This is a genomic window from Nocardia sp., from assembly GCF_025465275.1.
In the GTDB taxonomy this organism is placed as follows: Bacteria; Actinomycetota; Actinomycetes; order Mycobacteriales; family Mycobacteriaceae; genus Nocardia.
In genome coordinates this window covers 29,234-43,228 of record NZ_JAODNK010000058.1, presented here as the reverse complement: position 1 = coordinate 43,228, position 13,995 = coordinate 29,234, and the positions used below count along the sequence as shown (strand labels likewise).

Annotated in this window: 11 protein-coding genes; 5 read left to right on the top strand and 6 right to left on the bottom strand. The window is 66.8% G+C overall.

Features of this window, described 5'->3' with window-relative positions; genetic code table 11:
- Positions 1-445 (bottom strand): NAD(P)H-dependent flavin oxidoreductase (locus tag JWN03_RS12900; protein ID WP_297614053.1); only part of this gene is annotated, 445 nt, incomplete at its 3' end.
- A 326-nt stretch (positions 446-771) separates the two neighbouring features.
- Between JWN03_RS12900 and fadD5 the strand changes: the two genes are divergently transcribed.
- Entirely contained in the window at positions 772-2,331 is a 1,560-nt protein-coding gene (gene fadD5 / locus JWN03_RS12895) for a fatty-acid--CoA ligase FadD5 (protein ID WP_297614051.1), read from the top strand.
- Positions 2,332-2,382: 51 nt separating this feature from the next.
- Here fadD5 and JWN03_RS12890 read toward each other — a convergent pair whose 3' ends face one another.
- On the bottom strand, positions 2,383-4,884 hold the full coding sequence (locus tag JWN03_RS12890) for a lysylphosphatidylglycerol synthase transmembrane domain-containing protein (protein ID WP_297614049.1): 2,502 nt from the start codon (positions 4,882-4,884) through the stop codon (positions 2,383-2,385).
- A 194-nt stretch (positions 4,885-5,078) separates the two neighbouring features.
- On the opposite strand from JWN03_RS12890, the gene JWN03_RS12885 reads away from it, so the two are divergent.
- Positions 5,079-5,705 carry a GDSL-type esterase/lipase family protein gene (locus JWN03_RS12885; protein WP_297614047.1) on the top strand — a complete coding sequence of 209 codons (627 nt, stop codon included), beginning with the start codon at positions 5,079-5,081 and terminating at the stop codon, positions 5,703-5,705.
- Here the strand turns inward: JWN03_RS12885 and JWN03_RS12880 are convergent.
- Positions 5,682-7,142 carry a threonine/serine ThrE exporter family protein gene (locus JWN03_RS12880; protein ID WP_297614045.1) on the bottom strand — a complete coding sequence of 487 codons (1,461 nt, stop codon included), beginning with the start codon at positions 7,140-7,142 and terminating at the stop codon, positions 5,682-5,684. The two genes, JWN03_RS12885 and JWN03_RS12880, sit on opposite strands and share 24 nt — an antisense overlap.
- Before the next feature lie 403 nt (positions 7,143-7,545).
- Here JWN03_RS12880 and JWN03_RS12875 point away from each other — a divergent pair, with 403 nt between their 5' ends.
- The gene (locus JWN03_RS12875; RefSeq protein ID WP_297614043.1) at positions 7,546-8,466 is read left to right on the top strand and encodes a LysR family transcriptional regulator; all 921 of its coding nucleotides are present in this window, start codon (positions 7,546-7,548) and stop codon (positions 8,464-8,466) included.
- A gap of 15 nt (positions 8,467-8,481) precedes the next feature.
- Positions 8,482-9,390 (top strand): LysR family transcriptional regulator, encoded by a 909-nt coding sequence (locus JWN03_RS12870; RefSeq protein ID WP_297614041.1) that lies wholly within the window; start codon positions 8,482-8,484, stop codon positions 9,388-9,390.
- 6 nt (positions 9,391-9,396) lie between these two features.
- On the opposite strand, the gene JWN03_RS12865 is transcribed toward JWN03_RS12870, so the two are convergent.
- Positions 9,397-10,287 (bottom strand): NmrA family NAD(P)-binding protein, encoded by an 891-nt coding sequence (locus tag JWN03_RS12865; RefSeq protein ID WP_297614039.1) that lies wholly within the window; start codon positions 10,285-10,287, stop codon positions 9,397-9,399.
- Positions 10,288-10,341: 54 nt separating this feature from the next.
- Here JWN03_RS12865 and JWN03_RS12860 point away from each other — a divergent pair, with 54 nt between their 5' ends.
- The gene (locus JWN03_RS12860) at positions 10,342-10,806 is read left to right on the top strand and encodes a winged helix-turn-helix transcriptional regulator (RefSeq protein WP_297614037.1); all 465 of its coding nucleotides are present in this window, start codon (positions 10,342-10,344) and stop codon (positions 10,804-10,806) included.
- A gap of 10 nt (positions 10,807-10,816) precedes the next feature.
- Here the strand turns inward: JWN03_RS12860 and JWN03_RS12855 are convergent, their stop codons facing one another.
- Positions 10,817-12,409, bottom strand: a complete 1,593-nt coding sequence (locus JWN03_RS12855) for a phytoene desaturase family protein (RefSeq protein WP_297614035.1) — start codon at positions 12,407-12,409, stop codon at positions 10,817-10,819.
- Between the two features lie 9 nt (positions 12,410-12,418).
- On the bottom strand, positions 12,419-13,957 hold the full coding sequence (locus JWN03_RS12850) for an FAD-binding protein (protein WP_297614033.1): 1,539 nt from the start codon (positions 13,955-13,957) through the stop codon (positions 12,419-12,421).
- Positions 13,958-13,995: the final 38 nt, after the last annotated feature.

Below are 13,995 nucleotides of genomic sequence, written 5' to 3'. Positions count from 1 at the left end.
CGGCGCATTCGAAGCCGTCGATGCTGACGCCGTCGACGCCGATCTTCTGCGCCTTCAGGGCGTGCCGGACGCTGGTGCACTTGTGCAGCACCTTGATCCCGGCTTCCTTGTAGTACGGCAGGAAGGGCTCGGGATTGGAGCCGGCGGTCTCGACGATCTTCACGCCGGAATCGATGATCGCCTGCATGTACTCCTGGTACGGCGGCGGATTGATCGACGGCAGGATCGTCACGTTCACGCCGAACGGCTTATCGGTCAGCGACCGCGCCTTCTCGATCTCCTTCAGCAGATCCGCCGGCGTGGGCTGGGTGAGCGCGGTGATGATGCCGAGACCGCCCGCCTCGGACACGGCGGCGGCGAGCTCGGCGCGGCCGACCCACATCATGCCGCCCTGCACGATCGGGTGCTCGACTCCGAAGGTCTCGGTGAACCTGGTACGCAGCATCGGCGCTGTCCTCTCTAGCCTCTCGCGAACCGCTTGATACTCGCATAGTTGCATATGGTGGTTCAACCCCGATGTGAGTCGGAGTTTGCAATTACGGCACCGGTTTCATCAAGAGCCTGGGGATAACCCGGTGCAGTCTACGCCGCCTCAGAGATCAGTTCACATGCCCTGATCTGCTGATTGAAACGATGACAAAAAAGTGCCGGAACCTTCTCTGTAACCCTTGTCACGCTGAAAAGTTAGTTGGTATTCTCGCGAACGATCAGCCGTCGATGCCGCCGGAACAGCCGGCGGCGTCTCATGACGGTGCGAGAGGAGTACGTGGCATGACCACAGGTTTCCAGCCACTCGACGAGCCCATCCGGTCGCGGCGCAACCACTGGGTCAACCAGATCGCCACGCATGCCGCGATGCGACCGGCGAATGTCGCCTTCCGGTTCAAGGGTGTGGACACCACCTGGCTGCAGCTGCACGAGCGCTCGGAGCGGTTCGCCGACGCGCTGGCCCGTCGAGGGGTCGGGTTCGGCGATCGCGTACTTCTTCTCGCCCTGAACTACACCGAGTACCTCGAGGCGGTCATCGGCATCAATGCCATCGGCGCCATCGCGGTACCGGTGAACTTCCGGCTGACCCCGCCGGAGGTCGCCTACATCGTGGGCGACTCCGGGGCGAAGGCGATCGTCACCGATTCGCTGCTGCAGCCGCTCGCGGTCGCCGTTCAGGCGCAGGCACCGGACCTGGCGACCTGTGTTGTCATCAACGGTCAGAGCAGCGAGAGCGCCGTCGGCTACGACGATTTCCTCGCCGAGGCGGGCGAATCCCATGCGCCACTGGATATCCCGGAGGACACCCCGGCGCTGATCATGTACACCTCGGGCACCACCGGCAGCCCCAAGGGTGCGGTGCTGTCGCATGCGAACCTGAACGCACAGGCGCTCACCTGCATCCGGGCCATGGAGATCACGCCGGAGTCCATCGGCTTCTGTACCTCTCCGCTCTTCCACATCGCCGGATTGGGCAGTCTCACGCCGTATTTCATGCTGGGCGGCAAGACCGTGCTGCATCCGCTGGGCGCGTTCAATGCCACCGAATATCTGGACGCCCTCGAGGCCGAGCAGGCCACCACGGCGTTCTGCGTACCGGTGCAGTGGCAGCTCATCTGTGAGGAGCCGACCGTCCGGGAACGCAAGCTCGCCCTGCGCTCGCTCTGCTGGGGTGCGGCCCCCGCCTCGAATACGGTGCTGCAGGCCATGTCCGACTGCTTCCCGGACGCCTTCAGCGTGGCAGTCTTCGGTCAGACCGAAATGTCGCCCATCACCTGCGTGCTCGAAGGCAGGGACGCGCTGACCAAGCTCGGTTCGGTCGGTAAGCCCATCCCCACCATTCAGGCCCGCGTGGTCGACGACGAGATGAACGATGTCGCCCCCGGCGAGGTCGGCGAGATCGTCTACCGCGGCCCGACCATGATGCAGGGCTACTGGAACAAGCCCGAGGCGACCGCGGAAGCCTTCCACGGCGGCTGGTTCCACTCCGGTGACCTGGTCCGGGAGGATCCCGAGGGCTTCATCTACGTGGTCGACCGTAAGAAGGACATGATCATCTCCGGCGGTGAGAACATCTACTGCGCCGAGGTGGAGAACGTGCTCTTCGCGCATCCGAAGATCCACGAGGCCGCGGTTATCGGCCGCGCGCACGAGAAGTGGGGCGAGGTGCCGGTCGCGGTGGTCGCACTCGTCGAAGGCGTCGATGACCTCACCCTCGAGGAACTCACCCCGTTCCTCAACGAATCCCTGGCCCGCTACAAGCACCCCAAGGATCTCGTCATCGTCGCCGAACTCCCCCGCAATGCCAGCGGCAAGGTGCTGAAAGTCGAACTCCGCAAGTAGAACTCACCCCGTCATCCTCGGCGTGCTTTTGGCCGGGATCCACAGCGGCGGCTAGATCATGTCGTTGGCGGTCAGCCAGCGCATGATCGGCCAGCCGCAGAACACCGGGAGCCAGCAGGTGAGGACCCGATAGAGCAGGACGGCGGGGACCGCGATGGTGGCGGGGACACCGAAGGCCGCCAGTCCACCGATGAGGGCGGCCTCGACCGCGCCGACGCCGCCCGGTGTGGGGGCGGCGGAGGCCAGGGTGCCACCGATCATGGTGACGATGGTGACCGTCACGAACCCGGTACTGCCGCCGAACGCTTCGATGCTCGCCCACAGCGCCAGCGCCCCGCCGAGAGTTGTTGTCGCAGAACCGCCCACGATCATCAGCAGCCGCCCCGGCCGCCGCGCCAGATCGCCCAGTTGCGCGACAACCTCCTTGAGCTGCGGCCGCACCTCGGTGCGAATCCAGCGCCGCACCGTCGGCACGAACATGGTCACGCCGAGCAGGCCGAGCAGTGCGCCCGCCACGAAATACAGCACCGTCGCACTCGGCACGAAGTGCGACAGATTTGTCGAAGCACCCGCCGCCACACTGAAGAACACCAGCAGCACCAGGTGCGTGATGACCTGCACCGTCTGCTGCAGCGCGACCGCCGCGGTGGCGCGCACCGCGCCGAGCCCGCCCTTCTGCAGGAACCGCACACTCAGCGCGAGACCACCCACACCCGCCGGGGTGGTGGTCGCGGCAAAGGTATTCGCGATCTGCATGAGCAGCAGCTTGCTGAACTTCACCGCCTCGGAGGCGCACGCCCACAATGCCATCGCCGCACCGATATAGGTCAGCCCGGACACCGTGAGTCCCAGGGCGGCCCAGGCCCAATTAGCTTGGCGGAGTTCGGAAAAGAAGGTCGGCGAGGCGCTGATGTATGGGTAGGCCACGTAGACCAGGCCGATGAGCAGCACCAGCTGGATGATCTGATTGCGCGAGAACCGGGTGATCTTCGCGGCCTCGATCTTGTCCTCGCCGGTCTGCGACGCCACCTCCTCGCGGGTCTCCTTCATGAGCTGGCCCGCATCCGGTACCGCCTTGCGAACCTGTTCCGGCAGCGCGGTTTTGCTCAAACGTCTGGAGGCATTGAGTACCGGTTGCGTGCCCATGACCGTGAGGGCGGTGCGCACCGCGGTCTCGGTGCCGAACAGCGCCGAGGTGGACAGCAGCAGCTGCGCGATATCCGATTCGAAGCGCACCTGGTAGGCGCCGAATTCGGAGGCCATGAAACCGCCGAATCGGACCTGCCCCTCGACGATCCGAATATCCTCGGCCCGCAGATCACCGTGCGAGATCTGCGCCTGATGCAGGGTGTCGAGCGCCTGCCACACCTTGGTGAGCATCGGCTCGCCGTCCTCGGCGGTCATCGGCCGGCCGCGAGGGACGGTGTGCGCGTAGAGCATCCACTTGCGATCCAGTGCCGCCACCGTGAGCGGTTTATTGCTGCCCAGCCCCAGATCACCGATGGCGATCCCCATGAGCGCCCGATGCTCCACCGCACGCCGCATCGAGGCGAACAGGGTCGGATATTCGCTGCTGCGAATCGTGAGCCAGCGGCGCAGCTGCCGTAATGCGCTGCGGCTGCGCTGATTCTGCCCGTACAGCTCGACGGTCAGCGTTTGAGCGGGACCGTCGGGGGGTTTGTCGACCAGTGCGGCAAGCGCTTCGCCCGCTTTGGGTTTCGATCCGCCGCCTGCCTTGGGTTTCGATCCGCCGCTCGCCGCAGTATCCGATTCGTGCGGTGTCGGGTCCACCTGTGTGCTGGCGGCCGACAGCACCAGCGGACCACGCCCGGCGGGGCGCACGACCTTGAACGCCGTCACCCGGAAACCGCGCTGCGCCAGCACCCGAACGGCCGCATCGAGGGGGACCTCCAGCGCCGGGGTGCCCACCACGAGCACGATGACCGCACCCACCAGCCAGCCGACGGCCAGGCCGAGCAGCGCCCGCGCGGGCACCACGAGACTGACCACCAGGTGAATCGGCACGAACGCCAGCAGCAGTGTCCACCACCAGCGTCGCCAAGTCGGCGGCAGCCACGGGCTCGACACCGTCAGCCCCGCCGCCAGCATGGCGATCCAGCGCGGATCGTCGAGGAACTGCGAGAGGAACGTATTGACCTGCTGCGCTTCGGACAGATGCCAGCGCGGCGCGGTGAACCCGGTACCGGTGATGGAGAACAGCAATACGGCGATCAGACCCGCGGACAGGAAGCCCGCCAGCAGCTTCCACTGGCGATCCCACACCAGGCGCACCAGAATGGCCTGTGGCAGCGCCAGAATCGCGATGCCGTACACGACATAGATCAGATTGGACTGTTCCGGCGTCAGGAATCCGATGATGTCGGAGACCGACCGTTCCAGGGCCTCCCACTGCGGCCGCGTAATGAGCGAGCCGGTAATGACAACAGCGGTCAGTAGCGCGGACAGCACGACGCGCAGAATGTCGCTGGTCCGCCGGATCCGCGGCTGCAGCAGGCTGCCGGAGACGGGAATGTCCCGCCCGTCGACTCGCATGTCCTATACGCGCTTTCGGATCGTGGGAACGACTGTGGTCCCATGGTCGGCTCGGGGTGGGTTGCGGCCGTCGGCGACCTCGCCGACTTTCCAATCCGCCGGTTACCGTAACCCGTCGCGGGCCGGTCGCGGCACGACGCCGCCGCCGATCCCCGCCCGGCGTGTCTGTTTTCCCTGCGTGCGAGTATTGCCCTGTGGTATCCGATCTTCGTGTCTGCTTTATCGGTGAATCTTTCGTAGCGGGGGTCGGCGACCGGAAATGCTTGGGCTGGGCGGGCCGTATCGCGGCCCGCGCCATTGCCGCCGGGCAGCCGCTCACCTACTACAACCTGGGTATTCGCCGGGAAAACAGCACGGAGCTCCGCGCCCGCTGGGAAGCTGAGTGCGCGCCGCGACTCCCCGCCGGCGCGGACTGCCGGGTGGTGATCTCCACGGGTGTCAATGACAGCCAGTACGAGAACGGCCGCCCACGCGTCGATCCCGATGATTCTGTGGCCAATCTCGCGGCCGTGCTGCGCAGAACCCGGGAAAAGGGCTGGACGGCACTGGTCGTCGCACCGCCGCCGAATGTCGACGAGGACCACAACGACCGGCTCCGGGCGCTCGACGCCCGCTTCGCCGCACTCTGCGACAGTGTCGGCGTCCCCTATCTGCGGGTGCATCAGCCGTTGCGGGACAACCCCGTCTGGATGCGTGAGGTCGCCGCCGTCGACGGCTATCACCCCGATGCGCCCGGCTATGACGAATTCGCGGCCCTGCTCGCACCGCACTGGCTGCTGTGGCTGATCGATCCGGACTCAGGGCTCTCGACGGTCCGCTGAATGCTTCCCGCTGTCCGGGCCGAGGAACTGTTCCACCATCGGCGAGATCTGCGGCGGCCGCCTGGTGGCCAGACCGGAGCCGACCAGTACGCCCATGGCGATGGCCAGCACCGTGAGCGTGGTGGTGACCAGCACGTGCAGCCCGTTCGCATCGGATTCGGCCACCAGCTGTGACACTCCGGTGAGACCGATGCCGCCGGGCACCAGCATCCAGAAGGCGGGCAGGAACGCCACCTGCGTGGGCGGCGCATTCCGATTGCGCTGCACCAGATATGCGGCGGGCACCGCCACCATGCCGCCCAGGAACGAACCGAGCAGGCCGCCGCCGATCTGCACCCCGAACTTCTGCGCCAGGAAGGCCGCGTACAGCACCACCAGCAGCCAGGGCAGCGATTTCGGCGGCGCGCTGGCCCGCCACGAATGCCCGATTCCGATCAGCAGCACGCCGAGAAACGGTGCCCACCAGCCCAATTGATGCATGGTCTCGGGGGTGAGCGACGGGTTCGGTCCTAGCAATTGCAGGCCGATGAGAACACCGAACGCCAGCAGGATCAGCTTGTTCAGGCCGTAGATGGTGCGACTGGCGCCCGCCACCATCGATCCGGTGGCCAGTTCGATGGAACCATTGGTGAGCGTCGCGCCCGGCAGCAGCGAGGAGACGCCCGGCACCAGCAGCTGCTGCGGATTACCGCCGCCGATCGCATGCGGAAAACCGAAGGCCAGCAGGGTGACCGAGGCGCCGGCGACCACCGGCAGGCCCAGCGAGAGCAGCGGCATCCGGTCGGCGAGCATGATCAGCAACTGCACCACCAGCCCTATGACGATGTATCCGGGCAGGGCATTGGCCGTCGGATTGAGCATGAGGCCCAGGCCCGTCGTCAGCACCACATTGCCGAGCAGCATGAGCCATACCGGCGTGGGCGGCGGCGAGGCGAGGATCTTCGCGAGTTCGAGAGTGGCGTGGGCGGGCGGCGGCACGGTGCGTTTGATTTCGTCGATCAGCTTGTACAGCGCCGCGATCTGATCCAGGCGCAGGGATTCCCCATTGGCCTCGAGCAGGTCGACGGCCGTGCCCCGGGAGTCGTGCACGCGCACGAAGATTCCGGTGGGCAGGACGAAGAAGTGCACCTCGTCGACGTCGTAGCGCCGGGCCATATCGTCGAGGATGCGCTGCACCTGATTGGTGGTCTCGCCCGAAGAGATGAGAGCGACGCCGAGATGCCGCAGCAGATCGAGCAGATCCGCGGAGACGGGCGGCTCTACGGGCTGGGGTGCGTCCTCGGCCGGGTCCAGGGGACTGGCGCTGACGCGGCGCAGCCAGCGGTCCACGGATCCGGCGGCGCGCCGGGTCACCCCGTAGAGGCGGCCGCTCATCGGGCGCGGGGCCGGGGTGAGCCGGTGCTGCGGTTGATGGTGTTCGGGTTCGGTCGGGTTCACACGCCTCCTGCCTCGCTCGGTGGCCGAATCAGCGCCCGCGGAACAGCAACTTTGTGGCAAATTCACCCTAGCGCGCAAGCAACCAACCGGTCGGTGCCGCAATGGGTTTTGCGCGCGTCCCGTCGGTGGTCCCGGAGATATCCGACTCCGAGACCCTCGCCAGGGTGTGATCCTCGTGACCTCTCGAGTGGCCCTCGCGGACTGTGACGATCTCGACTTTCGGGTGAATCAGCCCTAACAACCGTCCCCTCAAACCCCCTGGTGATTCGCGGCCCGTCTCATTCTGGACTGACGGAGCGGGGGAGCGAAGCGGAGGAGCGGAGGAGGGAAGAATGAGACTTTCAGGGCCGCGAATCGGCCGGAGCGGAGCGGAGGCAAATTAGACACTGCAAAATAGACGCTGATGGATATCGACACGCGACTGCTGCGTTACTTCCTGGCGGTCGCGGAGACCGAGTCCCCTCCGCTGGCGGCGCAGCGCCTGCATGTCGCGCAGCCTGCGCTCGCCACCCAGATCAAACAGCTGGAACAGCAGATGGGAGTGGAACTTTTCATCCGCTCCCGGGCCGGCTGGACGCTGACCGCCGCCGGAAAAGTGCTGGCCGCACAGGTACCCGAACTGCTGGGCGCCTGGGATCGCATTCTGCGCGATACCAAGAGTGATGCCAGTCGCGCGGCCCGCGTCCTGCGGCTGGGCTGCGTGAACAGCGCGGCCGATGCGCACATTCCGGAGATCATCCAGGTCTTCCACCGGCTGCATCCGGACTGGCAGGTCGATATTCACCAGGGTGGCTGGACCGACCCCACCGCCGGACTGGACGAGGGCGATGTGGATGTCGCCCTGCTCCGACTACCCTTCCCTGGCCAGGACGGGTATCACGTGCGGGAACTGTTCACCGAACCGCGCTGGATCGCACTGCCGGACAATCATCCGCTCGCCGAACGCGACGATATCGCCTTCCGGGAGTTATGGGATGAGCCCTATGTCGCCTCGCCCGCGGAAACCGGCTGGTGGCGTGACTATTGGATGGGCCTGGACTCCCGTCCCGCGGACACCGCCATCATCGGCGCCATCGCCCGCAATACCGACGAATGGCTGCGGGCCATTGCCAGCGGGTACGGCGTCAGCTTCACACCCGCCTCCACCTCCCGCACCAATCCCTATCCGGGCGTGGTGTTCCGGCCGGTGCACGGCATCGCCCAGACCCGGGTCGCGGTGGTCTGGCCGGACGCCTCCGAGGCGGATCCCATTGTGCGCTACTTCATTCGGTGCTGCACCGACATCATGGGCCAGCAGGCGGGCGACGGACGCCGCACCTCCTAGCCATAACCTTGGGGTATGGACATCGACACGCGGCTGCTGCGCTACTTCGTCGCCGTCGCCGAGGAAGGGCATGTCACCCGGGCTGCCCAGCGGTTGTACGTGTCCCAGCCCGCGGTGACCAAACAGATCAAACAGCTGGAGCAACAGCTCGGCGTGCAATTGTTCGTCCGCACCCGCACCGGTATGACCCTCACCGAGCCCGGCCGCGTTTTCGCCGAACACGCGCCGGTGCTGCTGGCCGACTGGGAGCACATGCTGCATGCCACCAAGAGCGGCGCCAGCCGGGCCGGCAAGGTGCTGCGGGTCGGCTTCATCGCCAGTGCCGCAAACGAATTCACACCGGAGATCGTCGCCGCCTTTCGGCGCGCGCATCCGGGCTGGCGGGTCGATATGCGGCAGTTCGGCTGGACCGACCCCAGCGCCGGTCTGGCCGAGGGCGAGGTCGATGCCGCGCTGGTCCGGCTGCCGTTCCCCGGCCACGACAACTACCGCAGGCACGAGCTCTTCACCGAACCCCGCTGGCTGGCGCTGCCCGCCGACCATCCCCTCGCCGCGTCCGAGGAGATCGAATTCCGCGACCTGTGGGATGAACCGTTTGTCGCGTCCCCACCGGAAAATGGCTGGTGGCGCGACTTCTGGATCGGTGTGGACGCCCGGCCCGCCGGCACCGCCGTCATCGGGGCCATCGCGCGCAATACCGATGAATGGCTCACCGCCATCGCCAATGGTTTCGGCGTCAGTTTCACTCCGGCTTCCTCGGCCCGCTACTATCCGCGCCCCGGCATCGTCTACCGACCGGTCCGCGGGATCGGCCCCAGCCGGGTGGCGGTGGCGTGGCCCGCCGCCTCCGAGAGCAATACCATGGTCCGCGATTTCATCCGCTGCTGCGCCGACGTGTGCGCCGAGAACGCCCAGAACCATTGAGCTGCTTCAGTTTCCGATGGTCGCGGGGAGCGTGACGGCGGCGGCGATCTGATCGTGCACGCGGCGCGGAGCCGCCGGGAGCAGCGTGCGCAGATCGCCGCCGGTGCCGTGCAGGAACCCGGCCTTCAGATTGGAGAAGAGCGAGAGGGTGTGGCCGATCTGATAGGGCTGCAAACCGCTGCCGCTCAATCCATTGCGCACCTCGGTCAGGGAAATGTCCTGGTACCGGACCGGGCGGCCCAGTGCCTCGCCGAGCGCCTCGGCGATATCTGCGCCGCTGAGCGAGTCCACACCCTCGAGTTCATAGGTGCGCCCGGCGTGCCGGTTGCGAGATCCGTTGCGCAGGTCCCGATCCGCTTCGGCGGCCACGCGTACCGCGATATCGGCCAGATCCTCCCGGGCGACCACCGAGATCCGGCCGTCGCCGAAGGCCGCGGCGAAAACACCTGTCTCGGCGGTGGATTCGGCGGCAGCTAGCGCCAGGCCGACCGGAACCTCCGTGTACAGGCCGTTGCGCAGCACCGTCACTTCGAAAGGTGCGGCGGCCAGCCGCGATTCGGTCCATCGGTGCGGGACGGCAATGGTGGCCGAGCTCGCCGAACCGGCCAGGCTGGAGTAGATCACGTGCCGCACCCCCGCGGCGGTGGCCGCGTCCACGACCGCGCCGTGGCGGGCCAGCACCACATCGTCCTCGGCGTATCCGGCCGAGACGAAGACCAGCACATCCGCGCCGCGGAAACCGTCGGCGAGGGTGGCGGGATCGTCGAAATCCAAGCGGCGGGCGGTTGTGCCGTCACCGGAGCTGCTGCCCGCCACCACCTCCAGATCGGTCTGCGCGCGCAGACCTGCCAGTACCAAACCACCCAGACTGCCGGAAACACCCGTCACCAGAATCATTGGGACACTCCTTGCGTTGCACAGATCGTGAAATACATCGAAATATGTAAAGACATGCTCGAGCATCCGACGCCCGCGCCGACTCCGGAAGAAGGCACTTTGCTGTCACTCACGAACACCGGTGTTACCGCGCAGGTCGCGGACCCTATCTCGGAGGGTCCGTGTGGTGACGACAACTGCGGCATCCGCGACACCCTGGACCGGCTGGGTGACAAGTGGACGGTGCTGGTGCTGGTCGAACTGCACAAGGGCACACGGCGGTTCAGCGAATTGCAGCGTGCGATTCCTGGCATATCCCAGCGCATGCTCACCCTCACCACCAAGCGGCTGGGGCGCGACGGGTTCCTCGAGCGCACCGCGTATCCCACCATTCCGCCGCAGGTCGAGTACCGGCTCACCGATCTCGGCTACAGCCTGGCCGGGGTGGCCGCCGATCTGGCCGACTGGTCGCGCGACCATATGGACGCCGTAGGCGAGGCCCGTGCGAAGTGGGATGCCGAGCACCGCGAAGAGCGGTGATTTCGCAGCGTCAGTTGTCGGATTCGAGTACCGCCATGGCGGCATTGTGGCCGCCGATGCCGCTGACACCACCACCGCGGACTGCACCCGCGCCGCACAGCAGGATATTCCGGTGTGCGGTGGCGACGCCCCAGCGGGCGGCAGCGGAATTATCCGATTCGTCTGGGAGATAGGGGAATTCGAGGTCTCGGTGGAAGATGTGGCCGCCGGGGAGGCCGATATCGCGTTCCAGATCGATCGGGGACTTCGCCTCCAGGCAGGGGCGGCCGTCGGCGTCGAGGGCCAGGCAATCGCGAATGGGTTCGGCGAGGACCGAATCCAGTTGGGCGAGTGTGGCATCGACGAGCGCGGCTTTGGTTCCGTCCGGGTCGGCGGCGAAAAGCCTTGCAGGGGTGTGCAAACCGAAGAGCGTGAGGGTGTGCATGCCCTGCGCCAGCAGCTCGGGGGAGAGGATCGAGGGATCGGTCAGGGTGTGGCAGTAGATCTCGGCAGGTGGGGCGGAGGGCAGCTGGCCGGCGGCGGCCTCGCGATAGGCCCGTTCGAGCTGGGAGCCGGATTCGGCGATGTGGAAGGTGCCCGCGAAGGCGGCGGCGGGATCGACCCCGGTGTCCCGCAGGCGCGGTAGCCGGCGCAGCAGCATATTGATCTTGAGCTGGGAGCCCTCCGGGCGTTCCGCGGTCTCGCCGAGCAGCCTGGCGAGTTCGTACGGCGCTGCATTTGCCAGCACCCGTTCGGCCACGACCGTGCCGGTATCGCCGCGAGCCGTGCTGAAGTCCACCTGCGCTGTGCTGCCATCGGTTTCGATACCGGTGACCGCACAACCGGTCATGATCTCCGCCCCGGCGGCGCGGGCGGCTGCCGCGAGCGCGTCCGTCAGTGCGCCCATGCCGCCGACCGGCACGTCCCAGTCGCCGGTGCCGCCGCCGATCACGTGATAGAGGAAGCAGCGGTTCTGCAGCAGCGATGGATCGTGTGCGTGTGTGAAGGTGCCGATCAGCGCATCGGTGAGGACCACGCCGCGCACGGTGTCGTCGGCGAAGGTCGCTTCGACCCATTCACCCAGGGGGCGTTCGAAAATCGCCTCCCAGAGCGCGGAATCGTCTACGGTGCGGCACATTTCGTCCCGCGTCGGCAGCGGCGACGTCAAGGTGGGAAAGACACGCCGGGCGAGTTCGGCGGTCTGCGCGTAGAACCGTTGCCAGGCAAGGAAATCCCGATCCGAACCGGTGATCCGCGCGAAACTCTCCCGAGTCCCCGCTTCGGACCCGTTGTCCACCAACAGCCCGCCCGCACCGACCGGAGTGTAGGAGGAGATGCGGCGACGCCGAGTCTCGAAGTGCAGCCCCAGATCTCGCACGATCTGCTGCGGCAGCAGACTCACCAGATACGAGTACCGGGACAGGCGCGCATCCACACCGGGGAAAACCCGCGCGGACACCGCCGCACCGCCGGTGTGATCCGCACGCTCCACCACCAGTACCGAGCGTCCGGCCCGTGCCAGATAGGCGGCGGCCACCAAACCATTGTGGCCACCGCCGACCACGACCACGTCGTACCGCGCCCGTAATAATGCGCTCGATGCTGCCTCGCCGACCGGGCTCATGGATCGACTCTAGCGGGCCGCCATATCTAGTGCCGCGAGGTGGCTGAACAGTACCGATGCGCCGATCGGGTTGCCACCGCCCGGGTAGGTGGTGCCACTCGGCGCGGCCATGGTGTTGCCCGCCGCATACAGCCCGGGGATGGTTTCGCCGGATTCGTTCAGGACGCGCCCCACCGTGTCGGTGCGCAACCCGCCTTTGGTGCCCAGATCGGAAATGCCGAAGGCGGCCGCGTGGAACGGTCCCTTCACAATGGGCGCGAGCGGCGACTCGCCGTTGGAGAAGGCGCGGTCGTAGGCTTCGTCGCCGCGCCCGAAGTCGGCATCCACACCGGCGGCGGCCTGCTCATTGAAGCGGGCCACGCTCGCAGTGAGCGCATCCGCCGCCACACCGATCTTCGCGGCCAGTTCCTCCAGCGTGTCGGCGGTGTGCCAGAGGCCCGCCTCGACGTACTTCTCGGTCTCCACCATCGGCACATTGCTGGCCTTGATCGGCGGCACCGCACCCTCGGTGTCGTCGTAGATCATCCAGAAGGGCAACTCCACCGAACCGTCGTTCATCCGGTCGATGATGTCGCGGCCCAGCCGGTCGTACGGCGCGGACTCGTTGACGAACCGAACCCCGGCCTGATTCACGAAAATGCCGCCGGTGAACCACAGCGCGAATGCCGCGCGGCCGTCCGGGTGGATCAGGCCCGGCGACCACCACGCCTGATCCATGAGATCGGTATCCGCGCCGACGGCAATGCCCGCCTCGTGCGCCTTGCCGACATTTCCCCACGGCCCCATGGTGTCCCGGGCCACCCCGGGCACCCCGTAGCGCTGGCGCAGCGCGTCATTGCCCTCGAAACCGCCCGCCGCCAGTAGCACTCCCTTGCGGGTGCGGATCGCGATCCGATTGCCTTCGCGCTCGACGATGGCGCCGACCACCGCACCGCCTTCGACCACCAGCTCCACCAGCGCGGTGTGCAGCTGCAGTGAAACATTGGGGTACTTGGCCATTGCCAGCAGGAACCGCCCGACCAGGGCCCGGCCGCCGATGAGGTAGTCCGGCTGCGGATCGCCGTGCCGGTCGGTGGCGAGGGGTCCGCGGATCGATTCGCTCAGCTCACCCAGTTCGCTCGCGCGCAGCGGAGTGGGAATGATGTGCCGCTTGCCATCCAGCCGCGCCTTGGGCGCTTTGCCGAAATAGTCCGGCCACGGGAACATCTGGAACGAGATGCTCTCATCGCTCTCGAAGTATTCGATCGCCGCCGAACCGCCGCGCACATACGCTTCCTGCAGCTCGGCCGGAGTGCGATCGCCGACCACCGCGCGGTAGTAGGTGAGCGCATCCTCGAGCGTGTCGTCGACACCAGCCCGCCGCAGCACCGGATTGCAGGGGAACCACATTCCGCCGCCACCCGAATACGACGTGGTACCACCGAATTTGTCGGTGGCCTCCACCAGCGTCACCGTCAGACCCTCGCGCGCGGCCGTATAGGCCCCGGCCACACCGCCGCCGGAACCGGCGACCAGCACATCGACTTCTTCGTCCCAGTACTCCACCATTACTCCCTGCTATCGCCTCTGCTCGACGGTAAGCGCAG

Coding starts and splice junctions, on each gene's coding strand:
- fadD5 (WP_297614051.1), top strand. CDS start 772: ATGACCACAGGTTTCCAGCCACTCGACGAGCCCATCCGGTCGCGGCGC.
- JWN03_RS12890 (WP_297614049.1), bottom strand. CDS start 4,884: ATGCGAGTCGACGGGCGGGACATTCCCGTCTCCGGCAGCCTGCTGCAG.
- JWN03_RS12875 (WP_297614043.1), top strand. CDS start 7,546: ATGGATATCGACACGCGACTGCTGCGTTACTTCCTGGCGGTCGCGGAG.
- JWN03_RS12870 (WP_297614041.1), top strand. CDS start 8,482: ATGGACATCGACACGCGGCTGCTGCGCTACTTCGTCGCCGTCGCCGAG.
- JWN03_RS12865 (WP_297614039.1), bottom strand. CDS start 10,287: ATGATTCTGGTGACGGGTGTTTCCGGCAGTCTGGGTGGTTTGGTACTG.
- JWN03_RS12860 (WP_297614037.1), top strand. CDS start 10,342: ATGCTCGAGCATCCGACGCCCGCGCCGACTCCGGAAGAAGGCACTTTG.
- JWN03_RS12855 (WP_297614035.1), bottom strand. CDS start 12,409: ATGAGCCCGGTCGGCGAGGCAGCATCGAGCGCATTATTACGGGCGCGG.
- JWN03_RS12850 (WP_297614033.1), bottom strand. CDS start 13,957: ATGGTGGAGTACTGGGACGAAGAAGTCGATGTGCTGGTCGCCGGTTCC.